The organism is Oryzobacter terrae (assembly GCF_042756445.1).
Classification (GTDB): Bacteria; Actinomycetota; Actinomycetes; order Actinomycetales; family Dermatophilaceae; genus Oryzobacter; species Oryzobacter terrae.
In genome coordinates this window covers 2,867,857-2,883,067 of record NZ_CP170578.1, presented here as the reverse complement: position 1 = coordinate 2,883,067, position 15,211 = coordinate 2,867,857, and the positions used below count along the sequence as shown (strand labels likewise).

General features: G+C 73.5%; 13 protein-coding genes. 4 read left to right on the top strand and 9 right to left on the bottom strand.

The genetic code is table 11. The annotated features are described in order from the left end of the window. Nucleotides 1-163: 163 nt before the first annotated feature. The 4 genes from ACFWN3_RS13740 to ACFWN3_RS13725 all read right to left on the bottom strand — a co-directional run bounded on the left by ACFWN3_RS13740 (nt 164) and on the right by ACFWN3_RS13725 (nt 3,709). Entirely contained in the window at nt 164-2,236 is a 2,073-nt protein-coding gene (locus tag ACFWN3_RS13740) for a PhoX family protein (RefSeq protein ID WP_377640471.1), read from the bottom strand. A 161-nt stretch (nt 2,237-2,397) separates the two neighbouring features. After that, on the bottom strand, nt 2,398-2,757 hold the full coding sequence (locus tag ACFWN3_RS13735) for a DUF2568 domain-containing protein (RefSeq protein WP_377640469.1): 360 nt from the start codon (nt 2,755-2,757) through the stop codon (nt 2,398-2,400). After that, nucleotides 2,754-3,326, bottom strand: coding sequence for an NADH-quinone oxidoreductase subunit B (locus ACFWN3_RS13730; protein WP_377645616.1), 573 nt, complete (start codon nt 3,324-3,326; stop codon nt 2,754-2,756). The genes ACFWN3_RS13735 and ACFWN3_RS13730 overlap by 4 nt, the downstream gene beginning before the upstream one ends. Nucleotides 3,327-3,343: 17 nt before the next feature. Beyond that, a complete protein-coding gene (locus ACFWN3_RS13725; protein ID WP_377640467.1) occupies nt 3,344-3,709 on the bottom strand; it encodes an NADH-quinone oxidoreductase subunit A in 366 nt (121 codons plus the stop codon). 528 nt (nt 3,710-4,237) lie between these two features. Here ACFWN3_RS13725 and ACFWN3_RS13720 point away from each other — a divergent pair. The 3 genes from ACFWN3_RS13720 to rarD are packed head-to-tail and all read left to right on the top strand — an operon-like array spanning nt 4,238 to nt 8,171. Beyond that, a complete protein-coding gene (locus ACFWN3_RS13720; RefSeq protein WP_377640466.1) occupies nt 4,238-6,103 on the top strand; it encodes a 2-oxoacid:acceptor oxidoreductase subunit alpha in 1,866 nt (621 codons plus the stop codon). 17 nt (nt 6,104-6,120) lie between these two features. Next, a complete protein-coding gene (locus ACFWN3_RS13715; protein WP_377645614.1) occupies nt 6,121-7,197 on the top strand; it encodes a 2-oxoacid:ferredoxin oxidoreductase subunit beta in 1,077 nt (358 codons plus the stop codon). Further along, a complete protein-coding gene (gene rarD / locus ACFWN3_RS13710) occupies nt 7,194-8,171 on the top strand; it encodes an EamA family transporter RarD (protein WP_377640464.1) in 978 nt (325 codons plus the stop codon). Before ACFWN3_RS13715 ends, rarD begins: the two co-directional genes overlap by 4 nt. Nucleotides 8,172-8,218: 47 nt before the next feature. Here rarD and ACFWN3_RS13705 read toward each other — a convergent pair whose 3' ends face one another. The 3 genes from ACFWN3_RS13705 to ACFWN3_RS13695 form a co-directional block, all read right to left on the bottom strand. Continuing rightward, complete coding sequence (locus tag ACFWN3_RS13705; protein ID WP_377640462.1) at nt 8,219-8,695, bottom strand: nitroreductase/quinone reductase family protein; 477 nt, start codon at nt 8,693-8,695, stop codon at nt 8,219-8,221. Between the two features lie 80 nt (nt 8,696-8,775). Further along, the gene (locus ACFWN3_RS13700; protein ID WP_377640460.1) at nt 8,776-10,089 is read right to left on the bottom strand and encodes a D-arabinono-1,4-lactone oxidase; all 1,314 of its coding nucleotides are present in this window, start codon (nt 10,087-10,089) and stop codon (nt 8,776-8,778) included. Between the two features lie 31 nt (nt 10,090-10,120). Then, nucleotides 10,121-11,266 (bottom strand): alanine racemase, encoded by a 1,146-nt coding sequence (locus ACFWN3_RS13695; RefSeq protein WP_377640458.1) that lies wholly within the window; start codon nt 11,264-11,266, stop codon nt 10,121-10,123. Nucleotides 11,267-11,294: 28 nt separating this feature from the next. On the opposite strand from ACFWN3_RS13695, the gene ACFWN3_RS13690 reads away from it, so the two are divergent. Then, nucleotides 11,295-12,614, top strand: a complete 1,320-nt coding sequence (locus ACFWN3_RS13690) for an MFS transporter (protein ID WP_377640456.1) — start codon at nt 11,295-11,297, stop codon at nt 12,612-12,614. Nucleotides 12,615-12,686: 72 nt separating this feature from the next. On the opposite strand, the gene ACFWN3_RS13685 is transcribed toward ACFWN3_RS13690, so the two are convergent. Both ACFWN3_RS13685 and nuoN read right to left on the bottom strand, forming a co-directional pair. Beyond that, on the bottom strand, nt 12,687-13,715 hold the full coding sequence (locus tag ACFWN3_RS13685) for a polyprenyl synthetase family protein (RefSeq protein WP_377640454.1): 1,029 nt from the start codon (nt 13,713-13,715) through the stop codon (nt 12,687-12,689). Continuing rightward, a complete protein-coding gene (gene nuoN / locus ACFWN3_RS13680; RefSeq protein WP_377645612.1) occupies nt 13,712-15,211 on the bottom strand; it encodes an NADH-quinone oxidoreductase subunit NuoN in 1,500 nt (499 codons plus the stop codon). Before nuoN ends, ACFWN3_RS13685 begins: the two co-directional genes overlap by 4 nt.

Genomic DNA, 15,211 nt, shown 5'->3' with positions numbered 1-15,211 from the left:
CCGGCAGCCTAGCGAGGACGCGTCCGGACGACGGCGCCCGCGCGCCCTCGTCGCCGCCCGATCGCGAGGTCGGCCGGTCCGGACGCTCCCCGCCTCGACTCCAGGACGGCAACACGCCGACGGCCGCGGCGGGTCGTCGGCGTGTTGCCGTCCTGGAGGGGGGTCAGCGCTTCCGGTAGACCTGCACGACGCTCGGCCGCGGCCCACCCCAGGCGCCGTCGGCGAGCGTGCCGGGGGCGACGTAGTCGGGGAAGAAGGACCGCTGCGCCTCGAACGTCCCGTTCTCGCCCGGGTGCTGGACGCAGACGAAGACCGAGCCGTCCTGGTCGTGGATCACCGGGCCGCAGGTCTCCGCCTCGCGCGGCACGGCGAGGAACTGCTCGACCCTGCCGCGGTCGGGGCCCTCGAGGGTGACGCGGTGGAGGGCGTCGTCGAGGCCGATGGTGCCCGGCTGCCCGTCGGTGGAGATCCACAGCGCGCCGGTCGAGTCGAAGGCGACGTTGTCGGGACAGGAGATCGGGCTGACCGGTCCGGTGTAGCCGCCGAAGTACGTCCCGGTCCGGCCGGGGGTGCCGCAGACGAGGAGCAGGGTCCAGCCGAAGGTCGTGGCCGTCGGGTCGTTCCCCGTCTCGGTGAGCTCGAGGACGTGCCCGTCGCGGTTGGTGATCCGCGGGTTGGCCTCGTCGGCCGGGGCGTTCGTGCCGGTGCCCCGGCTCGTGTTGTTCGTCAGGGCGACGTAGACCTTGCCCGTGACGGGGTTGGGCTCGACGTCCTCGGGGCGGTCCATCTTCGTGGCGCCGACCCTGTCGGCCGCGCGCCGGGTGAAGACGAGGACCTCGGCGACGCTCATCCCGGCGACCCGGGACCGCCCGTCGACGACGAGCGGCAGCCACACGCCGCCTCCGTCGAAGGCCCCGTCGGCGGGGAGCGTCCCGGTGCCGTCGATCTCGGTGGCCGGGCTGTCGCCGGTGAACTTCGCGACGTACAGGTCGCCCTCCGACAGCAGCGTCTTGTTGTGGGCCCGCGCACCGCGACCCTCGTCCGTGCGGTACTTCCGGCGCGAGACGAACTTGTAGACGTACTCGAAGCGCTCGTCGTCGCCGGAGTACGCGACGACGTGACCGCTGCGCGCGATCCGCACGTGGGCGCCCTCGTGCTTGAAGCGGCCGAGCGCGGTGTGCTTGACCGGCGTCGAGTCGGGGTCCTCGGGGTCGATCTCGACCACCCAGCCGAAGCGGTTGACCTCGTTCTCGTAGCCGGGCTGGCGGGCGTCGAAGCGCGGGTCGACCGTCCACCAGTTGCGACCGCTCGCGCTCACGGTCGTCGGGATGCCGTAGCGCGCGTTCTCCGGGGTGGCGCCGGCCACGAAGTACTGGTGGAAGTTCTCCTCGCCCGACAGGACCGTGCCCCACGGCGTCGTGCCGCCGGCGCAGTTGTTCTGGGTGCCGAGGACGGTGCGGCCGACCGGGTCGTCCTTGGTCCGCAGGAGCGGGTGACCGGCGGCGGGCCCGTCGACGGCGAACGGGGTCTGGACGGTGATCCGCCGGTTCCGCCTCGCCCCGCGCACGTACTCCCACGGGAGGCCGGGGGCCGCACGGCGCAGCTCGACGACGGTGAGGCCGTGCGCCGCCATCGCGACGCGCTTGTTCTCCTCGAGTCTCGCCGGGTCGGTCGTCGGCGGGAACATGATGTTCTCGTTCGTGTACTCGTGGTTGACGACGCCGAGGGCGCGGCGGCCCCGCTTCCCGTCGACGGGGATGATGTCGAGGTAGTCGCAGTTGTAGCCGAACTGCGCCGCCTGGCTCTCGGCGGTCTGGTGCGCCGGGTCGAACTCGGGCGAGTCGTCGAACAGCGGATCACCCCAGCGGATGACGGGGTTCCACGTCCAGCCCTCGGGCACGGTCACGGCGTCGACGGTGGCGGGCACCGGGGCGATCGGGCTGAACCGCAGGCCCCGGCCACGACCGCGGCTCCCCGAGAGGGTGGCCGCGGCGGCCTGGCTGCTCGCCGCCGGCGAGATGGCCAGTGCGAGGGCGCCGGCACCCGCACCGGCGAGGACGCCACGACGGCTCAGTGCGCGGGTGGCGACGTCGGGGAAGTACTCGTTGTCGGTGGTGTTGGGCGCGGCGCGGGCGCACTGGTCACCGCACTTGAGGAGGCAGGTGATGGGGCTGCGCTTGCCGCGGGCGTGCGGTGCGACGCGGAGCAGGGGGCGGTTGTCGGGGGCGATCGTCACTGGGGCTCTCCGGGTCCGTGGGGAGGGGCGGGCGGGCGGGACGCCGGCTCGACGGGAGCGGCCGGCCTCGCTCCGCGACGCTAGGTCGCGGCCCGGGACCGGAGGGGGACACGGAGGAGAACGTCAGGTGATGCTTGGGCGACCAGCCGGCCAACCCGCGGTCAGGACGCGTCGTCCTCGGCCTGCGGGAGGACGACCTGCGCCGCCACGATGACGACGCCGGCCAGCGCGACGACCCAGCCCCACCGCTGGTGCCCGGTGGCGACGAGACCCCAGCCGGTGCCGAGGCACAGGAGCACCGAGACGACCGCCCGCGGCACCGTCGCGAGCCTCAGCCGCGCCTTGGGAGCGATGAACAGCCCCCAGACGGCGAGGACGACGACGACCGCGCCCACGGCGGCGACGGCGCCCGCGAGCCCGCCGTCCGCCACCTCGTGGGCGACGACCCCCACCCCGAGGAAGAGGGCGAGCTCGACGAGGAAGGCGGTGAGGGCGAGCAGGGCCAGGCTCGGTCTCGTCACGGCTTGGCCACGAGGTCCCGGGTGACGTCGGCCGCGGAGGCCGTGCGGTGTCCGGCGAAGCGCGCCGGACGGCCGGGCTGACGGTCGGCGATGGCCGCACCGCTGACCCTCTCGGCGGCGATCTTCTCCTGCAGCCGGATGATCCCCTGGAGCAGGGCCTCCGGACGCGGCGGGCATCCCGGGACGTAGACGTCGACGGGGATCAGCTGGTCGACGCCCTTGGTCACCGAGTACGAGTCCCAGTACGGGCCACCGGAGTTCGAGCAGGCGCCGAAGCTGATGACGTACTTCGGCTCGGGCATCTGGTCGTAGAGGCGGCGGATCGCGGGCGCCATCTTGTCGGTGACCGTCCCGCTGACGACCATGAGGTCGGCCTGCCGCGGACCGGGCGCGAAGGGGATGACGCCGAGCCGGATGAAGTCGTGTCGGCCCATCGAGGTCGCGATGAACTCGATCGCGCAGCAGGCGAGCCCGAAGTTGAACACCCACAGGCTGTACCGGCGGCCCCAGTTGAGGACGACGCGGATCGGCTTCGGCGCGTGCTCGGCGAGCGGCCCGACCCGCGGCATCGGGAGGTCGACGGCGCTCACGAGAGGTCCCACCGGAGCAGGCCGCGCCGGGCGGCGTGGAGCAGCCCGACGAGGATGACCCCGACGAAGACGACGACCTCGACGAGGGAGGCGACCCCGAGGTCGGGGTCGCGGATGACGAGGGCCCAGGGGAACAGGTAGACGGCGTCGACGGCGAAGACGACGTAGAGGAAGGCGAACGCGACGTAGCGGATCTGGCTCTGCGCCCAGCCGGTGCCGACCGGGTCGACGCCGGACTCGTAGGTGGTGCGGCCGGCCGGGGTCACGGCGCGCGGGGCGATGAGCCTGCGGGCGACCATCGCGGCCGTCACGAGGAGCACGCCCGCGAGGACGACCCCTGCTGCCGCGGCGTAGCCCTCCATGCGGGCCACCCTAGCCACCCCTCCTCCGGCACGGGTCGAGGTGATACCCGAGCACCATGGCGTCGGGTACCACCTCGAACCGATCGGCGTCGCCCACCCACCAGTGGTTCGAGGCGCTCGGGCCGTGCGGCACACCGGTGAAGTACCTCAACCGGCGGGGCGGTGGCGGGTGATGGCAGCCGGGCCCCGGACGGGCGGTCCGGGCGCCGCTCCCCTCAGGCGACGCCCGGACGGTTCCTCCCCGGAGCCCGGCCGTGGTCCCACTGTGCTCGTGCGGCCCCGGTCCGACAATGGGGAGCACTCCCCCGAGAGCCACCGCGCGACGCCCCGGACGAGGCCCCACACGAGCCCCGTGCGAGCCGTCCACGAGCCGCACCCGAACCCCGAGCCACGGGAAGCGTGGACAGCCGTGAACGCCCCGCGGCCGCGACGTACGATGGACGGCGTTGCGCCCACGGGCCCGACCGGCTCCGGCCCTGTCCCCACGGCGCACCCTCGAACCTCTCGACCTGACCAGGGTGACCCACTGTGAGCAGCAAGTCCGTCCAGACCCTCGACCGGGTGGTCATCCGCTTCGCCGGGGACTCCGGTGACGGGATGCAGCTGACCGGCGACCGGTTCACCTCCGAGACGGCCGCCCTGGGCAACGACCTGTCGACGCTGCCGAACTTCCCGGCCGAGATCCGCGCGCCGCAGGGCACCCTCCCCGGGGTCAGCAGCTTCCAGCTCCACTTCGCCGACCACGACGTCCTCACGCCCGGGGACGCCCCCGACGTCCTCGTCGCGATGAACCCGGCGGCGCTCAAGGCCAACCTCGACGACGTCCCCCGCGGCGCGACGATCATCGTCAACACCGACGAGTTCACCACCCGCAACCTCGCCAAGGTCGGCTACGCCACCAACCCGGTCGACGACGGCACGCTCGAGTCCTTCCACGTCCACCCCGTGGCCCTGACGAGCATCACCGTCGAGGCCCTCGCGGCGTTCGACGGCCTCAGCCGCAAGGAGAAGGAGCGGGCGAAGAACATGTTCGCCCTGGGCCTGCTGTCGTGGATGTACACGCGGCCGACCGCCGGCACCGAGTCCTTCCTCAAGAGGAAGTTCGGCGCCCGTCAGGAGATCCTCGACGCCAACCTCGCGGCGCTGCGGGCCGGCTGGAACTACGGCGAGACGACCGAGGACTTCGCCTCGTCCTTCGTCGTCGCGCCGGCGAAGATGCCGCCGGGCACCTACCGCAACGTCACCGGCAACACCGCGCTCGCCCTCGGCCTCGTCGCCGCGGCCCACCGCGCGCACCTGCCGCTCGTCCTCGGGTCGTACCCGATCACCCCGGCCTCCGACATCCTCCACGCGCTCGCCGCCCTCAAGCGCCACGGCGTCACGACGCTGCAGGCCGAGGACGAGATCGCCGGCATCGGCATCGCCCTCGGGGCGGCCTTCGGCGGAGCCATCGGCGTCACGACGACGAGCGGCCCCGGGGTGGCGCTGAAGTCCGAGACGATCGGCCTGGCCGTCTCGCTCGAGCTGCCGCTGCTCATCGTCGACGTCCAGCGCGGCGGCCCCTCGACCGGCCTGCCGACGAAGACCGAGCAGGCCGACCTCCTCCAGGCGATGTTCGGGCGCAACGGCGAGAGCCCGGTGCCGATCGTGGCGCCGAGGACGCCGGCCGACTGCTTCCGGGCCGCGATGGACGCCGTGCGCATCGCGACGACCTACCGCACGCCGGTCTTCCTCCTCTCCGACGGCTACCTCGCCAACGGGTCCGAGCCGTGGAGCGTCCCTGAGGTCGCCGACCTGCCCGACCTCGGTGTCGAGTTCGCGAGCGCCCCCAACGGCACCGACGCCAAGGGCAAGGACGTCTTCCACCCGTTCCTGCGCGACGAGGAGACCCTCGCCCGTCCGTGGGCCGTCCCCGGCACCCCCGGGCTCGAGCACCGGATCGGCGGCATCGAGAAGGCCGACGTCACGGGCAACATCAGCTACGACCCCGACAACCACGACAGGATGACGCGCCTGCGCCAGGCCAAGGTCGACGGCATCACCGTCCCCGACCTCGAGGTCGACGACCCCACCGGCGACGCCCGCGTCCTCGTCCTCGGCTGGGGGTCCACGTACGGCCCGATCGCCGCCGCCGTCCGGGTGGTCCGCAATGCCGGCCGCGCCGTGGCCCGGGCCCACCTCACCAACCTCAACCCGTTCCCGGGCAACCTCGGCGAGGTGCTGCGCGCCTACGACCGCGTCATCGTCCCGGAGATGAACCTCGGCCAGCTGGCCCTGCTCCTGCGCGGCGTCTTCCTCGTCGACGTCCGCTCGCACACCTCGGTCCGCGGCCTGCCGTTCTCCACGGTCGAGCTCGCCGACGTCATCTCGTCCACCCTGGAGGACCTCCCGTGACCGCCACCGAGCTGGGGATGCCCACGACCGGGCTCCAGCACGTCCCGCACCTCCCCGACGACGCCACGAGGCAGACCAAGCGCGACTTCACCTCCGACCAGGAGGTCCGCTGGTGCCCGGGCTGCGGCGACTACGTCATCCTCGCGGCGGTCCAGTCCTTCCTGCCCGAGCTCGGCCTGCGGCGCGAGAACATCGTCTTCGTCTCCGGCATCGGCTGCTCGAGCCGCTTCCCCTACTACCTCGACACCTACGGGATGCACTCGATCCACGGACGGGCGCCGGCCATCGCCACGGGCCTGGCCACGAGCCGGCCCGACCTGTCGGTGTGGGTCGTCACCGGTGACGGCGACGCGCTCTCCATCGGGGGCAACCACCTGATCCACGCGCTGCGCCGCAACGTCAACATGACGATCCTGTTGTTCAACAACCAGATCTACGGGCTGACCAAGGGCCAGTACTCCCCGACGTCGAAGGTCGGGCAGGTGACCAAGTCGAGCCCGCTCGGGTCCGTCGACAGCCCGTTCAACCCGGTGTCGCTGGCGCTCGGGGCCGAGGCGACCTTCGTCGCGCGGGCCATGGAGTCCGACCGCGCCGAGCTGACGACCATCCTCAGGGCGGCCGCCGAGCACCGCGGCACCGCGCTGGTCGAGATCTACCAGAACTGCCCGATCTTCAACGACGGCGCCTTCGAGGTCCTCAAGGACCGCAGCCAGCAGGAGGCACGCATCGTCCGCCTCCGGGCTGGCGAGTCGGTCACCGTCGGCGCCGAGGGTGACCGGAAGGTCCTCGTGCGCAAGGGGTCCGGGACGATGAAGTTCATCCCCGAGGCCGAGGCCGCCAGCGGCGAGTCCGGTGCGGTCGTCGTCCACGACCCCGCGCTCGACGACCCGTCGCAGGCGTTCCAGCTCTCGCGGCTCGACAGCCCGGAGATGACCCACGTCCCCATGGGGATCTTCCGCTCGGTCGAGCGGCCCACCTACGACGACCTGGTGCGCGCCCAGGTCGGGAGCGCCGTCGACACGGCAGGCGGCCCCGCGACCGACGACGACCTCACCGACCTCCTGCGCGGGCGCGACACCTGGACCGTCGAGTGACCACGACGCGCACACCGGTCAGCAGCACGGTGGGCGACGACGGTGGCGAGCTGCGGCGGGGGACGATCTTCGGCTTCCTCGCGTACGGCCTCTGGGGCCTGTTCCCGCTGTACTTCGCGGCGCTCGCCCCCTCGGGCGCCTTCGAGGTCCTCGCCCACCGGATCCTGTGGACCCTCGCGGTGTGCGTCGTCGTCCTCCTCGCCGTGCGCGACCTGTCGTGGGTGCGGCCCCTCCTCGCCAACCGGCGGCTGCTCGCGGGCATCGCCGTCGCCGCGGTCCTCATCTCGGCGAACTGGGTCATCTACGTCCTGGCCGTCCTCACCGAGCGCACCTACGAGGCCGCGCTCGGCTACTTCCTCAACCCGATCGTCACCGTGGGGCTCGGGGTGCTCGTCCTCGGCGAGCGGCTGCGGCGCCTCCAGTGGGCGGCGGTCGCGGTGGGGGCGGTGGCGTCGGTCTACCTCGCCGTCGCCGGCGGCGTCGTGCCGTGGATCCCGCTCGTCCTCGCGTTCTCCTTCGGGCTGTACGGGCTGACGAAGAAGAAGGTCGGCGCGAGCCTCGAGGCGATGCACTCGCTCGCGGCCGAGACGGCACTGCTCGCGCCCGTCGCCGTCGTCGTCCTCCTCGTCCTCGCCGCTCGGGACGAGACGACCTTCACCGGGCACGGCGCCGGGCACACCTCGCTGCTCGTGCTGTCGGGGATCGTCACCGCCGTGCCGCTGCTCCTCTTCGCGGCCGCCGCGCGCCGGATCCCCCTCGTCACCGTCGGGCTCATCCAGTTCATCACCCCCGTGCTCCAGCTCATCGTCGGGGTCACGGTCCTCGGCGAGCACGTGAGCGGGCGGCTCTGGGTCGGATTCGGCATCGTGTGGGTCGCGCTCGTCCTCCTCAGCATCGACTCGCTGCGCACGGCGCGCACGAACCGGCGCGGGCTGCGGCCCGAGGACCCCGAGGCGCCCGAGCCCTGCCCCTGACCGTCGACGGGGGTCGCAGCACGGGGCGAGGGTGACCCGCAGCCCGGTCAGTCGTCGCGCGGACGAGCCGGTTCGAGGACGACCACGGCCGTCTCGCCCGAGCGGCGCGCGGCCAACGCGTCGAGGTCGCCGTCGATCTCGCGCCACCGCTGCCAGAGCCGCTCGCGCTCGTCGCCCGCCGCTGCCCGGCCGTGGACGTGCGTGGTCCCGCCCACCGTGACCGCCTCGGCCTCCGGGTGCGCCAGCAGGTTGAGCCACCACGCGGGCTCGCCCTCACCCCACCCGTTCATGGCGAGGGTGACGAGGTTCGGACCGTCCTCGACGTACCCGAGGATGACGGCGCGCGGCTGTCCCGTCCGGCGCCCGGTCGTCGTGAGCCGCAGGGTGCCCCAGCGGCCGGGCCGGGGGCGCCACAGGCCGACCCGCCCACGCGTCACGCGGTAGAGGCCGCGGTGGAGGTGCCACGCCCCGGTGACGACCCACCGCGGGGGGAGGCGAGGGGCCCGCACCTGCTCGCCCGCCATCGGACCTCCTCCACTCGGCCCGACCCTAGACCCGAGCGGACGCCGCCGTGAAGGGGCCGAGGCGTGCCCGGCGCGGGGGGTCAGTCGCCGAGGAGGTGGCGGACGTGGTCGTTGGTGAAGAGGCGCTGCGGGTCGACCCGGTCGCGGACCTCACGGAACGCGTCGAAGCGCGGGTACAGCCCGTGCAGCCGCTCGGCGCCGAGGGTGTGGACCTTGCCCCAGTGCGGGCGTCCCTGGTGCTCGGCGGCGATGGCCTCGAACGCCGCGAACATGGGCCGCGGGTCCATCCGGTGGTACTGGTGCACGGCGACGTAGGCGTTGTCGCGCTGGTAGGCCGTCGAGAACCACACGTCGTCGCCCCCGGTGAAGCGCAGCTCGACGGGGAACGTCACCGGTTCGCGGGTCCGGTCGAACCAGGAGCGCAGCTCGGTGACGACGGCCTCCACCGACGAGCGGGGGACGGCGTACTCCATCTCGACGAAGCGCACGTCGCGCGGCGAGGAGAAGACCTTCCAGGAGTCGTCGGCGTACTCGCGGCTGCCGAGGATGCTCGACGCCAACCGGTTCGCCGCCCGCGCCGCCCCGGGCCGTCGCGCCACGGCCCGGTTGAGCCGCTCGTACACCCGGTTGGCGAGGAGGTCGTCGTCGAGGCGGTGCCGCCACGGAGGCAGGGGCGGGGGTCCCTCGCCGGGCGCGACGCGGTTGTTCCGCTTGATCATCACCCGGTCGGTGTGCGGGAACCAGTGCACGTCGAGGTGGTCGTGCGCGTCGGCCTCGGCCTGCAGGCCGGTCAGCAGCCGGGACAGCCGGACGGTGCCCTCCTTGGCGTGCAACCGGAACGCGGGGACGCACTGGAGCTCGACCTCGACGACCACCCCGAGCGCGCCGAGGCCCACGCGCGCGGCCTCGAACAGATCTGGCTCGGCGTCGGCCGAGCAGGTGACGAGCGAGCCGTCGGCGAGGACGAGGGTGAGCCCGCACACCGCCGCGGCGATGCCCCGGCGCCGGCTGCCGGTGCCGTGCGTCCCGGTGGCGATGGCGCCGGCCAGGGTCTGGCGGTCGATGTCGCCGAGGTTGGGCAGGGCGAGGCCGAGGTCCTGGAGAGCGGGGTTGAGCTCGTGGAAGGGGGTGCCCGCGGCCACGCGGACCCGGCGCGACTCCGGGTCGACACCGGTGATGCCCCGCAACCCGTCGAGGGTCAGCAGGACCCCCTCGGTGGCGACGAGCGGCGTGAACGAGTGGCCCGTCCCCCCGACGCGCAGGCCGGCACCGCCGCCCGCGGCCCGACCGGCTGCGGCCCGACCCACGGCGGCCCGGACGTCGTCGACGGTCACGGCGCGCACGACCTCCGCCGGGGTGGCCGTGACGTTGCCCGCCCAGTTCGTCCACGTCATCCGACGTCCCGTCCCCTCACCCACGCGCACCTCAGCCAAAGTTCCGCCCCTCCCCACGGTACGAGGGCACCGAGCCGACGAGCTCCCCACCCCGGACGAGGTGGACGGTGTCGAACCTCTCCAGCAGCTCCCCCGCCTTGGCGCCCCGCATCCAGACCCGGTCGCCGAGGGCGAGCCGGTTGGCCCCGGGGCCGGTGAGCGGCGTCTGGACCTCGCCCACCGCCTCGGTGCGCACGAGGGAGAGCGCCCGGCCCACCGGTGAGGGCACCCGGGACCAGCCCGGATCCCCGCTCGCGACGTAGCCGCCGCCGAAGGCCGTCACGACGCCGGGGGCCGGCCGCCGGACGACCGGCAGGGCATAGGCCATCGAGGGCCGCGGGCTGAAGTGGTCGTAGCCGTCGAAGAGCGTCGGGGCGTACAGGCCCGACCCGGCGGCGAGCTCGGTGACGACCGGGTCTCCGACGAACCGGTGCAGGCTCCCCGTGCCGCCGGCGTTGACGAAGCGCAGGTCGGACTCGGCGCGCACGGCGTCGACGACGGCCACCCGCCGCGCGGCGAGGTCGCGCAGCGAACGCGACTTGAGGAGGCGCACGTGCGGCCCTGCGTCGGGCAGGCCGGCGACCTGGGCGTCGTAGAACATCACGCCGCGCACCTCGAGCCCCACCCCGAGGGCGGCGCGGACCACGGCGAGGGCGTCGGCCGGAGTCCGCGTCGGCGAGCGCCGGACCCCGAGGTGCAGCCGCCCGATGCGCAGCGAGGCGTCGACGTCGAGGGCGACGCCCACCCCCGCGACCGCCTCCCCCAGGGCGTCGCGCAGGAAGCGGACGTGCTCGACCGAGTCGACGGTGACGGTCACCTCGCGTCGCAGGTCCGCGGAGGTCGCCACCTCGCGCAGCGCCTCGACGTCGACCGACGGGTAGGCGACGAAGACGTCGCGCACCCCGTTCGACGCCAGCCACACGGCCTCCGGCACGGCGTACGCCATGACCCCGGCGAACCCCGGTCGCTCGAGCACCCGGTCGAGCAGGGCCCGGCAGCGGACCGACTTGGACGCCACCCGGACGGGGAGCCCGCCGGCCCGGCGGACGAGGTCGTCGGCGTTGGCGTCGAACGCCTCGAGGTCGACGGCGACGAGGGGTGCCCGCAGGGCGGACGTCGCGCGGTCCCAGGGGTTCACACGCCGACCCTAGTGCGACACTGACGCGGTGACCGAGGACCTCGACACCTACGTCGGAGACCGACCGCGCACGCGATGGCACCGGGCCTGGCTCGTCGCCGCCGTGACGCTCGGCGCCCTCGTCGCCGCGGCGGCCTTTCGCTCCTCCACCGGCGTCCTCCTCGAGCCGGTCGAGTCGGAGTTCGGCTGGTCCCGTGCGACGACCTCCGGCGCGGTGAGCCTCAACCTCGTCCTCTACGGCCTCGCCGCGCCGTTCGCCGCCGCGGTCATGGAGCGGTGGGGGGTGCGGCGCACGGTGGCGACCTCGCTCGTCGTCGTCGGCGTCGCGAGCGGCCTGACGACCGTCATGACCGCGCCGTGGCAGCTGTGGCTGCTCTGGGGCCTGCTCATCGGCATCGGGACGGGCGCGATGGCCCTCGTCCTCGGCGCGATCGTCGCCAACCGGTGGTTCCACACCCACCGCGGCCTCGTCACGGGGATCTTCTCGGCCGCGAACGCCACCGGTCAGCTCGTCTTCCTCCCGGTCATCGCGCGCACCGCGGAGGACGCCGGCTGGCGGGCGGCCGCCCTCATCGTGTCCGGGCTCGCGCTCGTCGTCGCCGTCCTCGTCGCGCTCCTCCTGCGCGACCGGCCCGAGGACCACGGGCTGCTCCCCTACGGGCTGGACCCCGGCTCGACCGAGGCGACGACCACCCGCACGCCCAGCACGGTCTCCCCCGCCGTCGTCGCGGTCCGGGTGCTGCGCCGGGCCGGCCGGACGTGGACCTTCTGGGCGCTCGTCCTCACCTTCTGGGTCTGCGGCTGGTCGACGAACGGCATCATCCAGACGCACTTCATCCCGGCGGCGCACGACCACGGGATGCCGGCCACGACCGCCGCGGGGCTGCTCGCCGTCGTCGGGATCTTCGACATCGCCGGCACCATCGGCTCCGGGTGGCTCACCGACAAGGTCGACCCGCGGCTGCTCCTCGTCGGCTACTACGGCGGTCGCGGGCTGAGCCTGCTCGCCCTCGACGCCGTCCTCGCTCCCGGGGTGGAGCCCGCCATGTGGGTCTTCATCGTCTTCTACGGCCTCGACTGGGTCGCCACCGTCCCCCCGACGGTCGCCCTGTGCCGCACGCACTTCGGGCTCCAGGACTCCGGGGTGGTCTTCGGCTGGGTGTTCGCCTCGCACATGGTCGGGGCGGGCGTGGGAGCCAGCGTCGCCGGGTGGGTGCGCACGAGCCAGGGCGACTACCACTGGGCGTGGCTGTTCGCCGCGGTCCTGTGCTTCGCGGCGGTCGCGATCGCGCTGTCGATCCCCCGGCGGCCGCCCGCCGACGTCGACACCCCCGCGTACCCCACGTGACCTTTCGGTCGATCTCCGTACGGGAGGGGGGTGGACCCCGCGTGACCTATCGGTCGATGTCCGTGCGGGAGGTCAGCCGACGCGCGTGACGACCCCGGTGGCGAGCGCGTGCAGGGCGTCCTTGGCGTCGCTCGGCGGCAGCCCGTCGAGGACGTCCTGCGCCCCGCGGGCGACCGACTCGGTGTACGCCCGGGCCCGCTCCATCCCGGGGTGGGCGCGCAGGAGGGTGAGCGCCTCGGCCAGGGCCTCGTCGGACGTCAGGTCGCCGGTCAGCAGCTCCTGCAGCCGCGCGTCGGCCGGGTCGCCCGACGCGAGGACGTGGAGGACCGGCAGGGTCCGCTTGCCCTCGCGCAGGTCGGTGCCGGGCGTCTTGCCGGACTCGTCGGCATCGGACCCGATGTCGATGAGGTCGTCGGCGAGCTGGAAGGCCATCCCGAGGCGCTCACCGTACTCGCGCATCACCTCGACGGTCGTCGCGTCGCAGCCGCCGAACATCGCGCCGTAGCGCGCGGCGGTGGCGATGAGGACGCCGGTCTTGTCGGCGAGCACACCGAGGTGGTACTCGAGCGGGTCGACCCCCTCGGGCGCCGGCCGGTCGTCCCGGATCTGGCCCGAGCACAGCCGCACGAACGTCTGCGCCTGGATCTTCACGGCCTCGGGACCGAGGTCGGCGACGATGTCGGACGCCGTGCCGAAGAGGAGGTCGCCGACGAGGATCGCCGTGGAGTTGCCGTAGAGCGCGTTCGCCGAGGGAGCGCCGCGGCGCACGTCGGCCTCGTCCATGACGTCGTCGTGGTACAGCGAGGCCAGGTGGGTCAGCTCGACCCCGGCGGCCGCGGCGACGACGCGCTCGTCGGCCCCGGACCCGAGCTCGGCGGCGAGCAGGGTCAGCAGCGGGCGGAACCGCTTGCCCCCCGCCGCGGTGAGGTGCGAGCCGGCCTCGGCGATGAACGGGTCGTCGTGGTCGACGCGGGCCTCGATGAGGGCGTTGACGGCCGTGAGCCCGTCGCCGAGGCGGACCCGGAGGTCCTCGGAGGCGCCGGGCAGCTCGAGCACCGAGGGGGTGCCGCGCTGCGCCGGGCCCGCGGAGAGCTCCGTCACAGGAGGAAGTGCGACGCCGAGCTCGCGGCCTCGAGGGCCAGGCCCGGCAGGACACCGGCGAGGACGGTGGCGAGGACGCCGACCGTGATGGCGATCGTCGACGGGATCGACGGGGTGAGGGCGACGACGTCGTCGTCGGGCGACTCGGTGAAGTACATGAGGACGATGAGCCGGACGTAGACGAAGGCCGTGACCGCCGAGGCGAGCACGCCGATGACGACGAGGACGACGCCCGAGGTGCCGGAGGCGACGGCCGGGGCGAACGCCGCGTACTTCGCGGTGAAGCCCGACGTCAGCGGGATGCCCGCGAACGCGAGGAGCAGGAACGAGAAGACGCCCGCGACGACGGGGTGGCGACGGCCCAGGCCGGCCCACTGGGAGAGGTGCGAGGCCTCGGAGCCGCCCTGGCGCACCATGGCGATGATGCCGAAGGCGGCGACCGTCGCGAAGCCGTAGGCGACGAGGTAGAACAGCACCCCACCGATCGCGGCCTCGGAGAAGGCGAGGACGCCGACGAGGATGAAGCCGGCGTGGGCGACCGAGCTGTAGGCGAGGAGGCGCTTGACGTCGGTCTGGGTGACCGACAGGACCGCGCCGACGACCATCGTCAGGGCCGCGATGGCCGCGACGCCGAGCTCCCAGTCCCAGCGGTTGGCGCCGACGCCGACGTAGGTGAGGCGCAGGATGGCACCGAAGGCCGCGAGCTTGGTGCAGGCCGCCATGAACCCGGTGACCGGGGTGGGGGCGCCCTGGTAGGCGTCGGGGGTCCACGAGTGGAACGGGACGGCGCCGACCTTGAAGAGCAGGCCGATGAGGGTGAGGACGACGCCCGGGAGCAGCAGGCCCTCGAGGTCGCCGGAGGCCGTGGAGATGGTCGAGGCGATGGTCTTGAGGTCGCTCGAGCCGGCGTAGCCGTAGAGCAGCGCGGCGCCGAAGAGGAAGAACGCGCTCGAGAACGCCCCGAGCAGGAAGTACTTCAGCGCGGCCTCCTGCGAGAGCAGGCGGCGCCGCCGGGACAGGCCGGTCATGACGTAGAGCGGGAGCGAGAGGACCTCGAGGCCGACGAACATCGTGATGAGGTCGTTGGCGCTGACGAAGACCATCATCCCGAGGACGGCGAAGAGGGTCAGCGGGAAGACCTCGGAGGTGGCGTACCCGGCGCGGGTGGCGACGTCCTCCTGGGTCGAGCCGGGGGTCGAGGCGCCCATCGGGGTGAACGCGTCGGCCCCGACCCCGCCGAAGCGCTCGGCCATGATGAGGACGGAGGTGGCCGACAGGACGAGCAGTGAGCCCTGGAGGAAGAGCGCGACGCCGTCGATGGCGACCGAGCCGCCGAGGGTGACGGTCTGCGCGTCCCACGAGAACACGAGCAGTGCGACGAGGGCGAGGACGAGCACACCCGTCGTCAGCCACACCTGGATGCCGTGCCGCTGCCGCCGCGGCGCGAACGCCTCGACGAGGACCCCGACGATGGCCCCGCCCGCCACGATGAGCAT